Here is an 18,222-nt window from a genome sequence, read left to right as displayed (position 1 = left end):
GATGATGCTTTCCTTCGAGACGCCGCGTGCCGAAAGGCGGGCGGCCAGCCGGCTGGCATACATGTCAAGCTCAGCGTACGTCAGCGAACCGCCTGAAAATCGAATGGCTGTCCGTTCCGGTGTGAAAGCCGCCTGTCGTTCAAACAGACCGTGCAAAGTTGGGGCTTCAGGCGAAACAGCTTCTGTCTTGTTATACTCATACAACAATTTTTGCTTTTCTCTTGTATTCGTCATATCTAATTCTCTTATAAAGCTGTACGGTTGTTGAAGGGCGCTTTCCAGTAAGGTAAGCAGATGGTGTTGAATACGTTTAATATCCTCAAGAGAAAACAAGGTATTTTGATAGTCGAAATTTAATTGTATGGTTCCGGTGTCTACACGTTCCTGTATCTGAACAGAAAGCTCATTCGCGGTGTATCCGCTGAAATACAGCGCTGTTTCATAGTCAAAACCATCTGCATTGTGCCACTGAAGTGGCTGATACTGCATAGATATACCGATAAGGTTGTGTAAATCCTTCTGTTCATTTCTTAATTCATTCACAAGCAAATTATAAGGAAACCGTTGATGACGCATAACGGAAAGCTGTTCCCTGCCTATTCTGCGGACAAAGGAAAGAAAGTCTGTGCCAGGATCAACCGTTATTCTGATTGGAAGAGAACTGACGAACATGCCGAGCATTTCTTTTTCAGCCTTTGACCCTCTGTTGCCATAATAGGTGCCAATGGCAAGATCTTTTTTAGAAGTGATTCGGCTGATGCATATGTAAAATGAAGCCATAAATAAGGAAATGATATTGATCTTGTGTTCTTTACAGAAGATTCGAATCGTTTGCTCTAGATCAGGTGAAAGAATAATGGTGTCTCTGGATGCGGCTGTGCTCTGTTTTTGTAAGGACGTCTGGCCGGCTAACGAGTGATATTCCAACGGGTGCTGAAAGGTTTGCGTCCAAAATAAACGATCCTTTGCAAAACGTGAAGATTGTAGATATTGACTCTCTTTTTCAATATAGCTCAAGTAAGAAGGCTCCGGCTGATCAGGTAAAGGATCTTTCTTCTTTATTTTTTGATAAAGATCTATAATTTGATTTCCCATCACATTTAAAGAGATTCCATCCATTATGATGTGATGGAATTTCGCGAACAGCCAAACTTCATGAGAGTCAATTCTGAGGAGGTAAAATTGATAAAGAGGTGAGTTGAACAGTTTAAATGGGATTCTCGCTTGATCTTGTATCCATTGCTCCATTTCTATCATTTCAACATTTGAAAAATCTATTATTTCAAGTGAAGCGTATTTATATTCAGTAAGGTACAGTCGCGGTTCAGGCTCTTCTCCTTCTAGCAGCTGAAACCTAATGGCGTCGTTGCGGGCGACGGAATGATTCAGTGCTTCCTCTAGGGCCTCAAGATCAATATCGCCCCTGAATTTCACGCAGGCGGTGAGATTGCAAATGCTGGTACCTGGCTCCAGCAGTTCGGTAAACCACACTCTCCTTTGGGCATGGGTTAAAGAATAAGTATGTACGTTCAATGGATTCCCTCCAGTTCTCATAATAAGAGGATAAAAAAGTAGAAAAAAGCAGAAAAATGACAATAAAAGAAATTATATGCCTGTATAATCCATATATGCACTATATTAACGGATATTTTTTAAAGTACAATAAAAAATATTAAATTTTTATAACATTTTTTTGAATATAGTATTATTTCTTTATTTTTAGTTTCCTTTTTTATCTAATTTTCGGATATAAAGTGATAAAAGTATGGTTTCACGTAAGGTCTTACACACTATTTTTTGATCAAACTAATTTGCTTTTGTGATAATTTTTCTAAGGTTCGACAGGGCGTTGTTACAGACAGAAAAAAACCTGTTTTCATTTGGAAAACAGGCCTGATACTATTATTGATTTGCTAAAACGACAGCAATTTGATCCTCAATATCTTTTCCATCCTCTTCATCAATCAATCCGTTTAGCAGAATAGAGAAAACAAGCTTTTTTCCGCTCTTTGTTTCTGCGTAACCGGATAGAGAGCTGACCGTACTTAGCGATCCGGTTTTTGCTCTTACTTTTCCTTGTGCAGGAGTATCTTTCAGGCGGTTTCTCAGCGTTCCGCCTACCATTCTGTCAGGATTGCCTGCAACAGGTAAAGAATTTAGATAGGCCGAGAACCAACTCTGATCTTGAATCTCGTATAACAGCTGTGAGAGTTGATCTGAGGATACAGCATCAATATGTGAGATTCCTGATCCATCCCTTAAGATGAGTGATTTGGAATCAACACCAAATTCCGGAAGCGTACTGTTTAACACTTCGAGCCCCTTCTCCCAGCTTCCCTCTCCTTTTTTCACTTTCCCCATCTCTTTTACGAGTACTTCGGCATGTCCGTTATTACTTAATTTCATGAACGGCACAAAGAGTTTCGATAAAGGCATTGAGCGATGAGCGAGCAGCACGTCTGAAGAACCAGGTGCTGCACCCGTTTTGACGTTCCCTTTCACAGTAATCCCTTGTTTTTTAAGTGCCTGCTTAAATAAATCTAAGGCATATCCGGCAGGCTCCCAGACAGAAATCCATTCCTTTGTCTTGTTTGCGTCAACCGGTACGCTCCCTTCAATTGTAATCGTGTTTGTTCCATGCTCTCTTTCGATCGTGAGGTCTTTCTTTGAACCGGCCGCCGTCGTTTCGGTATCATTCTTAATCGTTATATAATCGGTATTCGGAGAGACAGAAACAGCAGGCTTTTCCCCTTCTTTTTTATTTGGGGTGACCTCAACAATCACAGTGCCTGCATCATAGTCTTCATTCGGAGACGCTGTTAGAGCAGAGATTGGCGCGCCGTAATATGTGTATTCATCGCTCCAAGGCATATCAGGTGATAATCGCATGTCATCATACCACGTATCATCACCGATCAGATTGCCTTTAATTACTTTTACGCCGGATTCTTTTAATTTCTCAGCCATTTTGTCAAAATCAGATGGTAAAAGTGTCGGATCTCCTTTCCCTTTCAAATAAAGGTTACCATTCAGCCTTTTCCCTTTCAGTGCGCCGTCCGTCCGGACCTCGGTTGTAAAAGAATAGTTCTCGCCAAGGACAGAAAGTGCCGCAGCCGCTGTCAATAGCTTTAAAGAAGAAGCGGGCCTCATTCGGGTGTCTCCTGAATGTTCATATAGAACAGCACCTGTTTCCGCAGAGCGAACGGTGATGCCGGCCATTGCGCCTTCGAGTGCAGGATGATCAGCTAAAATCTTATCGATCTGCCCGGAAAGTGCGCCTTGTTTTTCAGCGGCAAGCGCAGCCTGATGCATATAAGGTACCGAAGCAACGACGAAAAGCAGTAAAACAGCAACATAAAGCTTTATGCTTTTTTTCATTCATTTCCCCGCCTCTCTGCGCTTCATCATTGGCTATTGATGATTCAGTTCAATGGTGATACTGCTTTTGGCTGTCGTTTCTTCTCCCGGCTCCAGCACTTGTAAACCGGTGAGTGATGAAGGTAAATCAAGGTTCACGGCGTTTGTTACCCATGTGTAAGGTTCAGGGCACAAATACCCTTGTTTTCCGTCCGCATTGTATACAACCCATTGTTTAAACTGTGCATCTGCCTTATAAATAATGCTTATATGTGCATGCTGATGATAAATGACTGCCTGATTTTCTCCGCCTCTCTTCTGATAAGAAGATAAAAAGACATCATCCAGCTGCTTGTGGCGCAAATCTATTCCTTCATGCAAAGCTTCTTTATACGGTACATCCATCAGTTTCCCGGTCGGCAGCAAGCGTTCATCCAATTCCCATTGCTGATCTGCTGTCAGGGAGAATAACGAGCTTTCTGCTGGAAATACAAATGTAGTATGATAACCAATTCCCCAAGGAAACGCTTCCTTTCCTTTGTTCATAACCGTCGCATGTTTAAATAGGGTATTCCCCTTGATCGTGTATGTCATTCGAACGACGGCATGATGAGGAAATTGCTTATACACATGTGGGAACTCAGAAAGATCAATTTCTGTTTCAACAATCACTTCTTCATCAGTTTGCTTCGTGGTCACGACATTCCACTTTTCATGGTAAAGAAACCCGTGAAGATGGTTGTGTTTATCCTTTTCGTTGATATCAAAATGATACGTTCTGCCCCGGAAACTGAATGTACCGTCACTTATGCGGTTAGGCGGAAACAGGATTGGAATGCCATACAATGTTGGTGTATCGTGAAAGCTTTCTGCTGTCTCCGGTTCACGCAAAAGCTGGACTTTTGTTGTTTTGTCCACGAGCGAAATGACGTTGCTCCCCCACTCGGGGACAACAATCATTTCTAGATGTTCGTTGCCTGCTTTGATGGCCGGCGTTCCCAAATACGTGATGTTTTCAATAAAGTTTGCCATGTATACTCAACCTCTCCTTGATTCATTGCTAGTATAAGAATTCAATGTACTGTGCCATATTTCCTCCATTTTATGTTCCCCCTATCAAATAAAAAAACACCGTTCAAACTCATGAACGGTGTGATTCGGGAGACTATTGGATGAGACGTGTGATCTGTTTCTTTTTCCACACGAATTGATAATATCCATAAATCAACAGCAGGCTGACGGCAAACGCAGCCGGATAGCCAACCCAGACGCCGAGTATTTCAAGCTTTGTGTAGTGAGAAAGGACGAAGGCGACAGGCACCTCAACTCCCCAGATCGAAAATATACTGATAACGGTCGGCCATAAAACCGTTCCGCTTGCCCGCATCGTTGCAGAAATAATTTGGGCATTTCCAAACAGCAAATAGCTCCACAATGTAATCATCAAGAGACGGTGCGCAATGTAAAGCGTCTCTTGCTCGGTTAAAAATAACGCTAAAATCTGGTGTGAAAAAACATAGATCAAAATGATCAGTACGCCGCCAATGATATAATTCAGCCAAATCCCCACGCGAATGACCTGCTTTAAGCGGTCAAATTCGTTCGCGCCAATCGATTGCGCAGCGAAAATAGAAACCGCGATACCAAGGCTGACGGCTGGCATCTGTACATAGCTGGCCACCTGGTTGACCACTCCGTATGCAGCTGTTGCATTAGAGCCGTAATGATTGACGAATGAAATAACCGCTATCTCTGATAATGAGACAAGAATCATATTGATGCTTGCTGGAATCCCAAGACGCAGCAGGAGAGCCAGCAGCTCCTTATCCATTTTCAAATAACGCCGCACTGTTTTATCAAATTGCAGCGGGTGTTTTCGTTTTCGTAAATACACCATTAACACGAGAAAAGTCGCAATCGTGGAAATGACCGTTGCATATGCCGAGCCGTATATGCCCAGTTTCGGAAGACCAAACATGCCAAGGATTAAGACAGGCAAAAGGGAGATGTTGATAACCGTACTCACAATCAGTGTATAAAACGGTGTCTTGGAATCTCCTGTTCCCCGCAAAAAGGTAGTATATGCAAAATATAAAAACATAAACGGCATAGCGTAAAATAAAATACGTGCATAGTTAGCGCTGACATGAATGACATTTTCAGGCGTGCCCATTAAACGAAGGATATCCAGGGTAAAAATACTGCCGATGACGGCTAACACAACGCCTAATAAAAATGTAAACGTGAGCGTCGTCCCGACAACAGCCTTTAGCCGTTCTTCATTTTTCGCCCCATAGGCTTGTCCGATCAGAATCGAGCTTCCTGAACCAATCCCAATCGTAAATGAGATTAAAAGAAAAAATAACGGGAAAAAGGATGATACAGCTGCCACTGCGTCAACACCGAGCCATCTGCCTACAGCCATCATCCCGACAAGCTGGCCGACTGATTGCAGCACATTGCTCAGCAGAAGAGGCACCAAAAAGAGTGACATAGACCGCCAGACTGATGGTTTGCTTTTCTCTTGAGTTACATGAGGTTCTTGTGATGTTTCCATATTGAAGGACTCCTTTATTTGAATTCGTTTTGAACATGCCCTCATTTTTTGACAAAAACAGGAGATGCAACATGTTATTATTCATCACTGTATATATGAAACCCTTCCCGATTCTTCTCATTTTACACATCTTTTTAGCTTATGAAGAATAAGCTAGCAAGTAATGGCGTATTTTTTGCGAGTAAAAGAATAAAAAATAATTTATGCAAAACTATTGTAATCTGAACGTAATTATTGTAACATTTGTAACATAAGAGAAAGAGATTTTGAAGGAGAGAGCGATAATGAAAAAATGTCTTCTATTTCTAACAACCATTGCACTTATTCTGTCATTAAGCACAAATGCATTTGCGAAAAATACATCAGGCGATTTATCACAAAAACAAGCACTGCAGCTGGCGTTATCCGCAAGAGAACATTTTTGGAACACAATGAGCGGCCACAATCCAAAGGTGAAAAAAGCAGTTTGCCCGTCAGGCACATTTGAGTATCAAAATCTTCAATATGTATACATGTGCAGTGATCTAGGCACTAAAGCAAAAGCGGTGAATTACCTAACTCCTATTTTTACAAAAACAGCAATCGAAAAAGGCTTTAAAGATTATCATTTCACTGTTTCAAAAGGAAAACTCGCTGTTCCGATCGGTGACGGAGACAACCTTTTAAATTGGAAAAAATCAACCGCTAAACTGATCTCTAAAAAAGGCGGCACAATCACTTATGAATTTACCGTTCCTACTTTAGACGGTTCCCCTTCTGCAAAACGGAAAGTGACATATGTGAAAGAAAATAAAAAGTGGAAAGTTAATCAATTTGACGCAGTTATATAAGAAAAACGCCCTGCACAAGCGGGCGTTTTTTACTTGTGAAAAAAGAAAGACAACAGGCGAAAAGTGCCTGTTGTCTTTCTGTGAATATAACGCTCTAGGAGAGATTCGAACTCCCGACCTGCAGTTTAGGAAACTGCTGCACTATCCGCTGTGCTACTAGAGCTTTTGGTATTTATATAGTAGCTCTGATAATCAATATTTTCAAGCGATTTGTATTAAAGCCCTCCAAAAACCTTATACGCGGCTCTTGTCGTATCTTCATCAATACCGATATACCGCATTGTAATTGAGGGTGATGAATGATTCAGTATTCTCTGCAGCTCGGCGATGTCTTTTGTCCGCTGATAAAAATGATAGCCAAACGTTTTCCGGAGTGTATGTGTCCCTATCTCCTCAAGTCCACACGCCGCAGCTGCCTCTCTTAAAATTCTGTAGGCCTGAATGCGGGAAATCGGCTTTCTGGTCCGCACAGATTTAAAAAGATATTCATTTTCCTTCATATCTTTCGTATACTCGTATATTTCCTGTTTCAGTGACTCTAAAATAAGAATCTTTCTTTTCTTTTTTGTTTTGCTTTCAGTCGCCCATAAATGATCTTTATGTTTAACGTCCTTCACTTGCAGCGGCAGAATATCAGAAATGCGGAGCGCGCTGTTGATGCCGAAAATAAACAGAAAATAATCCCGCTTGTTTTTGTTAAGCAAATACTGTTTGACTTCTTGGATTTTCTCTAAACTGCGAATCGGCTGTACAATATGCATCAAAAAACTCCTTAAAAACCTTTATGTAACGTTTTGAGGCTTATGTTACTATTATAGCTGAAAAACCTTGAATGTCAAAGCGTGACGGTATTTATGTAACATAATATACATAGTGTTACATAAGCGTGTGAGTAAGCTTCTGTAAACCTTCTTCCTTTTAAATGAGCTTTAAAGCCTATTATAAAGCTTTTAATCTCTCAGATACTCATCACCCTACTTATAGTCAAAAAGCCTCTTAAAACGAAATCTGACGCTCCTGATTTTTCGGCGCTTCTGCAAAAACATGCAAAAAAAGACACAATTTCAAATTGTGTCCTAATCTTCATCCTTTACATCAATATCTTCCGGGATTGGTTCATTTAATATTTCCTGCACAAGTGCTTTGTAATTCTCCAGCTGTTCGAGATGCGTTTTGAACTGCTCCTTATAAATCAAAAATTGCTCCCCGTCATGAACGGCCCTGATTTTTCCTTCGAGCACCAAGCTTTTAATATAATCCTCTGAAAGATTTGTATATTCTGCTGTTTCTTCGATCGTTAAATACATATAGCAGTCCCTTCTTAATCTGTATGCTGATTCTAATATAGCACATGGCTCATATCAATATAATCAATTTTGCACAGAAAAACGGCTTTATGTACTATATAATATACCATTTGTCACTTGTGAAAACGCTGTAATTTTTTTACGCTAAGATTGTAACAATACAGCTTCATATAGGAGGGAGAACATGAAAAGAACGTGGAACGTCTGTTTAACAGCTCTGCTTAGTGTTCTGTTAGTCGCTGGAAGTGTCCCTTTTCACGCGGAAGCTAAAAAACCGCCCAAAAGCTACGATGAGTACAAACAAGTAGATGTTGGAAAAGACGGCATGGTTGCGACCGCACATCCTCTCGCTTCAGAAATTGGTGCTGATGTGCTGAAAAAAGGAGGAAATGCCATTGATGCAGCGGTCGCTATTCAATTCGCACTCAATGTAACGGAGCCGATGATGTCAGGCATTGGCGGCGGCGGTTTTATGATGGTGTATGACGGAAAAACGAAGGATACAACGATAATCGACAGCCGTGAGCGTGCTCCAGCAGGCGCAACCCCTGACATGTTTTTGGATGAAAACGGCAAAGCCATTCCTTTCTCTGAGCGTGTGACAAAAGGTACTGCCGTTGGTGTTCCAGGCACGCTGAAAGGGCTGGAAGAAGCCTTGGATAAATGGGGAACCCGTTCAATGAAGCAATTAATTACCCCTTCTATTAAACTCGCTGACAAAGGCTTCCCGATTGATTCAGTGTTGGCAGATGCCATTTCTAATTACCAGGAAAAACTGTCACAGACAGCCGCAAAAGATGTATTTTTGCCAAATGGCGAGCCGCTGAAAGAAGGCGATACCCTTATTCAAAAAGATTTGGCCAAAACGTTTAAACTTATTCGCTCCAAAGGCACTGACGCTTTTTATAAAGGAAAATTCGCCAAGGCGCTTTCTGACACTGTCCAGGATTTCGGCGGATCAATGACGAAAGAAGATTTAGAAAATTACGACATTACAATTGATGAACCGATTTGGGGAGACTATCAAGGCTATCGAATCGCTACCACTCCTCCTCCGAGCTCCGGTGGTATTTTCTTATTGCAAATGCTGAAAATACTTGATGACTTTAACCTTTCACAATACGATGTCCGCTCATGGGAGAAATATCAGCTGCTTGCCGAAACGATGCATTTGTCTTATGCCGACCGTGCGTCATACGCTGGTGATCCCGAATTTGTAAATGTTCCTCTCAAAGGCCTGCTTCACCCCGATTATATTAAAGAACGCCAGCAATTAATCAACCTAGATCAATTGAATAAAAAACCGAAAGCCGGTGATCCTTGGAAATATCAAGAAGGATCAGCAAACTATAAACAAGTCGAACAGCCGAAAGACAAAGTCGAAGGCGAAACAACCCACTTTACAGTTGCTGATCGATGGGGAAATGTTGTTTCCTATACAACAACAATCGAACAGCTATTCGGAACGGGTATTATGGTCCCTGATTACGGTGTTATTTTAAACAATGAATTAACGGATTTTGATGCGATACCAGGCGGAGCTAATGAAGTACAGCCAAACAAACGGCCTTTAAGCAGCATGACCCCAACGATTTTATTTAAGGATGACAAGCCTGTCCTCACTGTTGGATCTCCTGGCGGGGCCACAATTATTTCATCCGTTTTGCAAACCATTCTCTACCATATAGAATATGGTATGGAATTAAAAGCGGCTGTTGAAGAGCCGAGAATTTACACAAACAGCATGAGCTCTTACCGTTACGAAGACGGAGTTCCTAAAGATGTCCTCAGCAAGCTGAACGGCATGGGCCACAAATTTGGCACAAGTCCGGTGGAAATCGGAAACGTGCAAAGCATATCGATCGACCATGAAAACGGCACCTTTAAAGGCGTAGCTGATTCAAGCAGAAACGGCGCAGCGATCGGCATTAATTTAAAACGCAAATAAAAAGAAAAAACTGTACTCGCTTCAAATGAGTACAGTTTTTTTATGCCCATCTTTAAAATAAAAACTGATAAACGGTTTTATTCTGCCAAGCAGTGTATCAGACAAGAAATCCAACACGTCTATCTTCATCTTTTCATTTCGTGTATCTCATCAAGAAATGTCTGGAACGCACTCGTAATAAAAAAGTCTTTCCTGTATATAAATACGATCTCTACGTCTTGATATGCTGCTGGCAGCTGATGAATCCATACATTCGTTCGATGCTCGGAGCAATCAATAGCGGACCTTGGGAGCAGCGCCGTACCCATCCCGGCGGAAACTCCTTTTATAATTGCCTCCAATGTGCCAAACTCTATGATTTTTTGGTTGGGTATGCCTGCTTCCTCCAGTAATCTTTTGACCCTGTCACGATGAGAACAGCCTGCTCCAAAAAAGAGCATCGGCTGCTGAAGCATAACCTCGGCCGACCCTTCTCGTGATGAAATCAAAACTAATTCATCATGGGAAACATGGATTTGTCTGACAGCAGTGTGCTCAACCGGTCCATATACAAAAGCGCCATCAACTTTATGATCAAGAACCTGTTGAATCAGATGATGTGTATTAGCAGTGTTCACCGATAAATCCACATCAGGAAAACGTCTGAGGAAGGAGGCGGCATGTTCAGGCAGATGCGTTACCGCCGTCGTTTCTAGTGAGCCGATCCGCAAAGGCCCTTTCGGATGCCGGCTCATCTGTGCCGATTTTTCAGCTTCGTCTAACAGCAATAATACTTGATCAGCATATTGCAAAAGATTTTCTCCCGCAGCAGTCAGCTTCATCCCGCGATTCGTTCGATGAAAAAGCCTGATATTCAAATCTTCCTCAAGGTTATGTATTCTGGCTGTCACATTCGATTGAACATAATTCAGCATTTGCGCTGCTTTCGTTATGCTTCCTTCACGGGCCACAGCCTGAAAAATCTTTAAATCTCCGCTTTCCACGGGCTCTCACCTTCTTGCTATGATTAAAAGTGATATCGGCTATCATATTTGTTCATTTTACTCGAAGAAAACGGCTAAGTAAAATATGTAAAGATATGAAAATACAATTCAATGAGGAGGAAGACAACATGAAAGCTGTAATTCACAATGGAACAACCGGACTGCAGGGATTATCATTTCAAAACGTCCCTACGAAAAAGCCTGGATATGGAGAGGTAAAGGTAAAATTAAAATCCGCGGGTCTGAATCATCGTGACCTGTTTCTCATGAAAAACAAATCTGAACAAGATCCTCACGTGATACTCGGTTCTGACGGCGCCGGTCTCATTGAAGAGATTGGTGAAGGCGTGAAAAATGTTACTGTTGAAACAGAAGTCATCATTTTCCCGACATTAAACTGGGAATTAACAGAGAATGTTCCGCCTGTACCTGAGATTCTGGGAGGTCCTTCTGACGGAACACTTGCAGAATATGTGATCATTCCTTCACAAAATGCAATCAAAAAACCTCCTTATTTATCTTGGGAAGAAGCGGGCGTTTTACCTTTATCCGCTTTAACTGCATATCGGGCCCTGTTTACGAAGGGACAATTGAAAAAAGACGAGCATCTATTGATACCCGGCATCGGAAGCGGAGTTGCAACCTACGCTTTATTGATGGCGAAGGCGATTGGGGTAACAGTAAGCGTGACCTCCCGCAGTGAGGAGAAAAGAAAAAGGGCGCTACAATTAGGTGCTGATTACGCATTTGACAGTTACAGCAATTGGGATGAACAGATGCAGGGAAATAAGGCTGATGTTGTTCTTGACAGCATAGGCCCTGCCTTCTTTTCGGAATACTTCCGTCATGTAAAGCCGAATGGCCGCATTGTCAGCTTTGGGGCAAGCTCAGGGGACGATCTCAGTTTTCCGGTGCGTTCTCTATTCTTTCCGCAGATCAATGTTTTGGGAACCTCGATGGGAAGCGGTGAGGAATTTCGCGATATGCTCGCTTTCATTGAAAAACATAAGCTGAGACCTGTAATCGACCGCACATATCCTTTAGAAAAAACATGTGATGCATATAAAAGAATGCAGGAAGGCAGGCAGTTTGGAAACATTGGGGTCGTAATGGAATAAAAAAGAAACCGGCTGGCAACCAGACCGGTTTCTTTTTTTATATGATAATCCCCTTTATTTACGGAAGAACTGAACTCCCCATCAAATACCGATCCACTTCGCGCGCTACTTCACGGCCTTCATTAATCGCCCATACGATTAAGCTTTGGCCTCTTCTTGCATCCCCTGCGGCGAATACGCCATCGATATTTGTTTGATAATCCCCATATGCTGCACTGATTTTGTTGTTTACAGAATCCACACCGAACTGTTTCAACAGCGGCTGTTCTGTGCCTTCAAAGCCGATAGCGATAAAGACAAGCTGAGCAGGCCATACTTTTTCAGTTCCAGGCAGCTCGCGGAACTCGTATTTTCCATGCTCATTTTTCACTTTTTCCATTTGGATGGTATGGAGCTCCTTCAGCTGGCCATTTTTATCCGCGACCAGTTTTTTCGTTTGAATGGAGTATTCCCTCGGATCTCTTCCGAATTTTGCTTCCGCTTCTTCATACGCATATTCAAGCGTAAAGACGTGCGGCTGTTCAGGCCACATATTGTCATTCGTGCGGGCTGGCGGAAGTTTTGGATGTTTGCCGAATTGATGCACGCTTTTGGCTTTTTGTCGCAGAGCAGTAGCTACACAGTCAGCTCCTGTATCTCCGCCTCCGATAACGATGACATCTTTCCCTTTGGCGTCAATGAATTGCTTGTCTTTAAAATTAGAATCTAAATAGCTTTTCGTTGCGAGCGTCAGGTAATCCATCGCGTAATGGACTCCTTTTGAGTCGCGCCCTTCAATTAAGAGGTCCCGCTGTTTTTGAGCGCCTGTGCATAGGATCACAGCATCAAATTGCTCCTTTAGCTCATCAGCTGTAATGTCAACACCGATTTCTGTGTTCGTGACAAAATCAATTCCTTCTTGCGTCAGCAATTTAATTCGGCGTTCTACAATGCCCTTCTCAAGCTTCATGTTTGGAATGCCGTATGTTAAAAGGCCGCCCGCTCTGTCTGAGCGCTCAAAAACAGTGACGGAATGTCCCGCTTGGTTTAGCTGGTCAGCACTCGCCAGTCCGGCTGGGCCTGACCCGACAATGGCCACTTTTTTGCCTGTTCGTTTTTTAGGAATTCTAGGTTGAATCCAGCCGTTCTCAAATCCTTTGTCGATAATGGTTCGCTCGATATTTTTAATTGAAACGGCCGGGTCTGAAATCGCTAAAGTGCATGATCCTTCACAAGGGGCAGGACATACCCGCCCTGTGAATTCAGGAAAGTTGTTTGTTTTCAACAGACGTTCCAATGCTTCTTTCCATCTGCCCCGGTAGACAAGATCATTCCATTCAGGAATTAAGTTGTAAATCGGACAGCCGGATGTAAATCCGTTAATGTCCGCACCGATCTGGCAAAACGGTGTACCGCAATCCATACACCGCGCCCCCTGCCGTTTCGATGCTTCTTCTGAAAAAGGAGCAGAATATTCTTTCCAATCCTTTAAGCGAGTGAGAGGGTCCCGCTCAGCAGGTTTTTCTCGTTTGATCTCCATAAATCCAGTTGGTTTCCCCATGTTCCTCTCCCCTTCCTTACTGTACTACCGCTTGTTTTTGTCCAGCTGCTGTATTCTGCTTTGGCTTCGTGTTGGCCTCAAAAGCGAACATGATGGCTTCTTCTTCTGATAAACCTGCAGCTTTTTGCTCTTCGATGCTCGCAAGCATTTGTTTATAGTTTTTCGGAATGACTTTAACGAATTTTTTCACGCTGTCTTCCCATTGAGCAAGCAGATCTTGTGCTTTTTGGCTGTTTGTATACGCAGCATGTCTTTTAAGCATTGCTTTGATTTGCTGGATTTCTTTCTCATCCTCTAATGATTCAAATAAAATCATCTCAAGGTTGCATTTGCGTTTAAAGGCTTTGGCATCTTCAGCCAATACATAAGCGATTCCGCCGGACATACCTGCCGCAAAGTTTTTGCCTACATCACCGAGAACGACAACGCTGCCGCCAGTCATGTATTCACAGCCGTGGTCGCCGATGCCTTCTACAACTACGTTCACACCGCTGTTCCGAACGGCAAAGCGTTCACCAGCACGTCCGTTAATATATGCTTCTCCGCTTGTCGCACCGTAAAAAGCAACGTTGCCGATAATGACATTGTCATCCGAAGCAGATTTGAATTCTTCTGGTGACTTGACGATGATTTTTCCGCCAGAAAGCCCTTTTCCGACGTAATCATTTGAGTCTCCGTCCAAATAAAGTGTCATTCCTTTAGGAACGAAAGCTCCAAAGCTTTGGCCGGCTGATCCAGTAAAGTGCAGCTTGATCGTATCTTCAGGAAGCCCTTCTTCTCCGTAGCGCTTAGAGATCTCACTGCCGGTTATCGTTCCGGCTACACGGTTTGTATTATTGATTTCAATCGATATATCAGCTTCTTTTCCAGATTCGATGGCTTCTTGTACAGCCGGGAGAATCGTTGTGATATCAAGCGATTGATCAATTTTATGATTTTGAGGTGATTGGAACGTCCGTACGCCCTCAGGCTGATAAAGAAGTGTAGACAAATCTAGCTGGCTTGCTTTCCAGTGCCCCTTCGCCCGTTCACTTACATGAAGTGCATCAGTGCGGCCGATCATTTCATCAAATGTCTTGAAGCCTAACGCGGCCATGTACTCACGAACTTCTTCAGCAATGAACAGCATATAGTTCACAATATGGTCGGGATCCCCCATGAACTTTTTGCGAAGCTCTGGGTTTTGTGTGGCTACACCGACAGGGCATGTATCCAAATGGCAGGCACGCATCATGACACAGCCGAGTACAACTAACGGAGCCGTTGCGAAACCAAATTCTTCTGCACCGAGCAAGGCAGCCATCACAACGTCGCGGCCCGTCATGAGCTTTCCATCCGTTTCTAATACAACACGGTCACGAAGGCCGTTAAGCATTAATGTTTGATGTGCTTCTGCAAGACCAAGTTCCCATGGCAGCCCTGTATGTTTAATACTGGTTTTCGGTGAAGCGCCTGTACCTCCATCGTAGCCGCTGATCACAATGACATCTGCAGTCGCTTTGGCAACACCTGCAGCAATTGTGCCTACGCCTGCTTTTGACACCAGCTTTACGCTGATTCTTGCGTCACGGTTGGCATTTTTCAAATCGTGGATCAGCTGGGCTAAATCCTCAATTGAATAAATGTCATGGTGAGGAGGAGGTGAGATTAAACCGACACCTGGTGTTGACCCTCGGACATTAGCAACCCATGGATATACTTTGTTTCCAGGCAGCTGACCGCCTTCACCCGGCTTAGCGCCTTGAGCCATTTTAATCTGCAGCTCATCAGCATTAACAAGGTAATGGCTTTTGACACCGAAACGTCCCGATGCAATTTGTTTGATCGCACTTCTTCTATCATCGCCGTTCACATCTGGAACAAAACGTTTTGGATCTTCTCCGCCTTCACCGCTGTTGCTTTTTCCTCCAAGACGGTTCATTGCGATGGCTAAAGCTTCGTGTGCTTCCTTACTCAAGGACCCAAATGACATCGCACCCGTTTTAAAGCGTTTGACAATCGATTCAGCGGATTCAACCTCTTCCAGCTTCAAAGGCTTGCGGTTTCCGTCAAATGCGAACAAGTTCCGCAAAAATCCGATGCGTTCTTCATCTGCCGCTTTTGTATACTGTTTAAACAGAGTGTAATCATTTCTGCGGCAAGCCCATTGCAAGGTATGAATCGTTTTCGGGTTAAACGCATGATGCTCTCCGCCATTTCTCCATTGGAAGTCGCTTCCCGGTTCAAGCGTTTTGCTGTAATCATCCTGATACGCTTCTCGGTGACGGCGCTGCGCCTCTTCTGCAATTGTTTGTATATCGATGCCTCCGAGCTGTGATGCAGTACCTGTGAAATAGCGGTCGATCACATCACGGCTGATTCCTACCGCTTCAAAAATTTGGGCGCCTCTGTAGCTTTGTACGGTTGAAATCCCCATTTTGGACATGACTTTTACAACGCCTTCAGTAATGCTTTTTCCATATTTGCTGACCGCTTCTTCATAGCTGATATCCAAACGGCCTTCATCAATTTCCTGCTTGTAGGTCGCATAAGCGAGATAAGGGTTAATCGCATCTGCGCCATAACCGATTAATGCTGCAAAGTGATGCACTTCACGTGCTTCTCCCGACTCCACAATAATGCTGACTTTCGTACGCAGCCCTTTGCGGATTAAGTGCTGATGCAGCGCGCTTACTGCCAGAAGCGGCGGAATTGGTGTCAAGCTCTCATTCATCTTTTTGTCTGATAAAATTAACAGGCTTACGCCTTGACTGATGGCTTTCTCTGCCTGTGTGAACATGTCCTTTAATCCGCGTTCAAGATCCTCTGAAAACAGCACATCGATTTTTTGGCTTTTTAAATCAGGATGAACAATCGTTTTCAATGCGTAAAACTGTTCATTGGATAAAACAGGTGTATACAGTTTTATCCGGCGAACGTTTCGTTCACTTGGGTGAAGAAGATCGCCTTCCGCACCAAGCCATGTCATCGTTGAAGTGACAAGCTGCTCACGAATCGCGTCGATTGGCGGGTTCGTTACTTGTGCAAACAGCTGCTTAAAGTAGTTAAACAGTGATTGCGCGCGATCGGAAAGTACAGCAAGCGGCGCGTCATTCCCCATTGAACCAAGGGGGTCTTTGCCTTCTTTAATAACAGGAATGAGATATTTTTGGATATCCTCATATGTGTATCCGAATGCCTTCTGGCGAGTTAGAAGATCAGTAAATTGTTCTTCCTCTCTTGATTCCGGATCAGGATTCACTTGGACAAGCTCTTCTTCTAGCCATTTTTGGTACGGGTATTCAGTTGCAATTTGTGTTTTGACTTCTTCATCGGAGATAATCCGGCCTTCTTCCAGGTCAATTAAAAGCATTTTCCCAGGCTCAAGACGGTTTTTATATAAAACGTTCTCCTGTTCAACGTCAATAACGCCTACTTCAGATGAGAAAATAATATAATCATCTTTTGTGACATAATAACGGGCCGGACGGAGACCATTCCGGTCAAGAATTGCGCCGATTTGTTTTCCATCAGTAAATGAAATGGCTGTCGGTCCGTCCCAAGGCTCCATCAGAGAGCTATGGTACTCGTAGAACGCTCTTTTTTCCTTAGACATATGCGTATTTTCCGTCCAAGGTTCAGGAATGAGCATCATTGCTGTATGTGCCGGTTTGCGCCCAGCCATCACAAAAAACTCAAATGCGTTATCTAAAATGGAAGAGTCACTGCCGTCAGCATTGAGAATCGGCAAAATCTTATTTAAGTCCTCGCCGAAGCTTTCAGATACAAATTGCTGCTCACGTGCTCTCATCCAATTGATATTTCCGCGAAGGGTGTTAATTTCACCGTTGTGAACCAAATAGCGGTTAGGATGCGCTCTTTCCCAGGTAGGGAATGTGTTGGTGCTGAAGCGCGAATGAACAAGCGCAAAAGCTGAAACGAATGCTTCATCTTGTAAATCAGAATAAAACGCATCAACCTGTTCAGGTGTTAAAAGGCCTTTGTAAACAATGGTCTGGCTTGAAAGACTGGCAAAATAAAAATCAAAACCTTCCGTTACACCCCAGTTTTCAGCCTGTTTACGAATGACATACAACTTTCGTTCAAAAGATAAATTGTCCTTTAGGTCAGAGCTTGCGCCGATAAATACCTGACGGACAAACGGACAGCTTTTTTGTGCCACTGTTCCGATTTTTCCGACATTTACAGGTACAGTTCTCCATCCAAGAACGACTTGGCCTTCTTGTTCGATCAGTGCATTGATTTGCTTTTCAATTTTTTTTCTTTCATCTTCTTTCTGTGAGAAAAAGACCATTCCTACCCCATAACGTTCTTTTTCCGGCAGATTGATGTCTTTGCACTCTTTTCTAAAGAAAGCATCAGGGATTTGAACCAGTAAGCCGGCTCCGTCTCCTGTATCCGGATCACTGCCTTGCCCTCCTCTGTGGTCCAGCTGGCAAAGCATCTTAAGTCCTTGTTTGACAATGTCATGAGTCTGCTTGCCCTTTAAGTGTGCGTATAGGCCGATTCCGCATGCATCATGTTCAAATTCAGGATGGTAGAGACCTTGAGCTTTTGGCATTTGATTGTACGTCATAATTCC

General features: G+C 43.2%; 12 protein-coding genes and 1 tRNA gene. 3 read left to right on the top strand and 10 right to left on the bottom strand.

The genetic code is table 11. From position 1 onward, the window contains the following. The 4 genes from ACQXR1_RS08245 to ACQXR1_RS08230 form a co-directional block, all read right to left on the bottom strand. The coding region (locus ACQXR1_RS08245; protein ID WP_416723593.1) for a condensation domain-containing protein at window positions 1–1,533 on the bottom strand (1,533 nt) is incomplete at its 3' end. 369 nt (window positions 1,534–1,902) lie between these two features. Next, window positions 1,903–3,378 (bottom strand): D-alanyl-D-alanine carboxypeptidase/D-alanyl-D-alanine endopeptidase, encoded by a 1,476-nt coding sequence (gene dacB / locus ACQXR1_RS08240; protein WP_071582304.1) that lies wholly within the window; start codon window positions 3,376–3,378, stop codon window positions 1,903–1,905. A gap of 33 nt (window positions 3,379–3,411) precedes the next feature. Further along, window positions 3,412–4,389, bottom strand: coding sequence for an aldose 1-epimerase (gene galM, locus ACQXR1_RS08235; RefSeq protein ID WP_071582305.1), 978 nt, complete (start codon window positions 4,387–4,389; stop codon window positions 3,412–3,414). 133 nt (window positions 4,390–4,522) lie between these two features. After that, window positions 4,523–5,914: an MATE family efflux transporter gene (locus ACQXR1_RS08230; RefSeq protein WP_014664169.1), complete on the bottom strand. Its 1,392-nt coding sequence runs from the start codon at window positions 5,912–5,914 to the stop codon at window positions 4,523–4,525. A 284-nt stretch (window positions 5,915–6,198) separates the two neighbouring features. On the opposite strand from ACQXR1_RS08230, the gene iseA reads away from it, so the two are divergent. Next, window positions 6,199–6,744 carry a DL-endopeptidase inhibitor IseA gene (gene iseA / locus ACQXR1_RS08225; protein WP_069839363.1) on the top strand — a complete coding sequence of 182 codons (546 nt, stop codon included), beginning with the start codon at window positions 6,199–6,201 and terminating at the stop codon, window positions 6,742–6,744. A 90-nt stretch (window positions 6,745–6,834) separates the two neighbouring features. On the opposite strand, the gene ACQXR1_RS08220 is transcribed toward iseA, so the two are convergent. The 3 genes from ACQXR1_RS08220 to ACQXR1_RS08210 all read right to left on the bottom strand — a co-directional run bounded on the left by ACQXR1_RS08220 (window position 6,835) and on the right by ACQXR1_RS08210 (window position 8,051). Beyond that, window positions 6,835–6,907 (bottom strand) — tRNA-Arg (locus tag ACQXR1_RS08220). A gap of 52 nt (window positions 6,908–6,959) precedes the next feature. Next, window positions 6,960–7,505 carry a site-specific integrase gene (locus ACQXR1_RS08215; protein WP_014664172.1) on the bottom strand — a complete coding sequence of 182 codons (546 nt, stop codon included), beginning with the start codon at window positions 7,503–7,505 and terminating at the stop codon, window positions 6,960–6,962. Window positions 7,506–7,820: 315 nt separating this feature from the next. Continuing rightward, entirely contained in the window at window positions 7,821–8,051 is a 231-nt protein-coding gene (locus tag ACQXR1_RS08210; RefSeq protein WP_003231472.1) for an excisionase family DNA-binding protein, read from the bottom strand. Between the two features lie 184 nt (window positions 8,052–8,235). On the opposite strand from ACQXR1_RS08210, the gene ggt reads away from it, so the two are divergent. Continuing rightward, window positions 8,236–9,999, top strand: coding sequence for a gamma-glutamyltransferase (gene ggt, locus ACQXR1_RS08205; protein ID WP_430771969.1), 1,764 nt, complete (start codon window positions 8,236–8,238; stop codon window positions 9,997–9,999). A 125-nt stretch (window positions 10,000–10,124) separates the two neighbouring features. On the opposite strand, the gene ACQXR1_RS08200 is transcribed toward ggt, so the two are convergent. Next, complete coding sequence (locus ACQXR1_RS08200; protein ID WP_430771968.1) at window positions 10,125–10,982, bottom strand: LysR family transcriptional regulator; 858 nt, start codon at window positions 10,980–10,982, stop codon at window positions 10,125–10,127. A 128-nt stretch (window positions 10,983–11,110) separates the two neighbouring features. Between ACQXR1_RS08200 and ACQXR1_RS08195 the strand changes: the two genes are divergently transcribed. Continuing rightward, entirely contained in the window at window positions 11,111–12,100 is a 990-nt protein-coding gene (locus ACQXR1_RS08195) for a zinc-binding dehydrogenase (RefSeq protein WP_430771967.1), read from the top strand. Between the two features lie 58 nt (window positions 12,101–12,158). Here ACQXR1_RS08195 and gltD read toward each other — a convergent pair whose 3' ends face one another. Then, window positions 12,159–13,640, bottom strand: coding sequence for a glutamate synthase small subunit (gene gltD / locus ACQXR1_RS08190; RefSeq protein WP_430771966.1), 1,482 nt, complete (start codon window positions 13,638–13,640; stop codon window positions 12,159–12,161). A gap of 16 nt (window positions 13,641–13,656) precedes the next feature. Further along, complete coding sequence (gltB, locus tag ACQXR1_RS08185; RefSeq protein WP_430771965.1) at window positions 13,657–18,216, bottom strand: glutamate synthase large subunit; 4,560 nt, start codon at window positions 18,214–18,216, stop codon at window positions 13,657–13,659. Between the last annotated feature and the right edge of the window lie 6 nt (window positions 18,217–18,222).

This window comes from Bacillus sp. ATD (genome assembly GCF_050585765.1).
Lineage (GTDB): Bacteria > Bacillota > Bacilli > Bacillales > Bacillaceae > Bacillus > Bacillus stercoris.
This window is presented reverse-complemented; position numbering and strand designations above follow the sequence as displayed.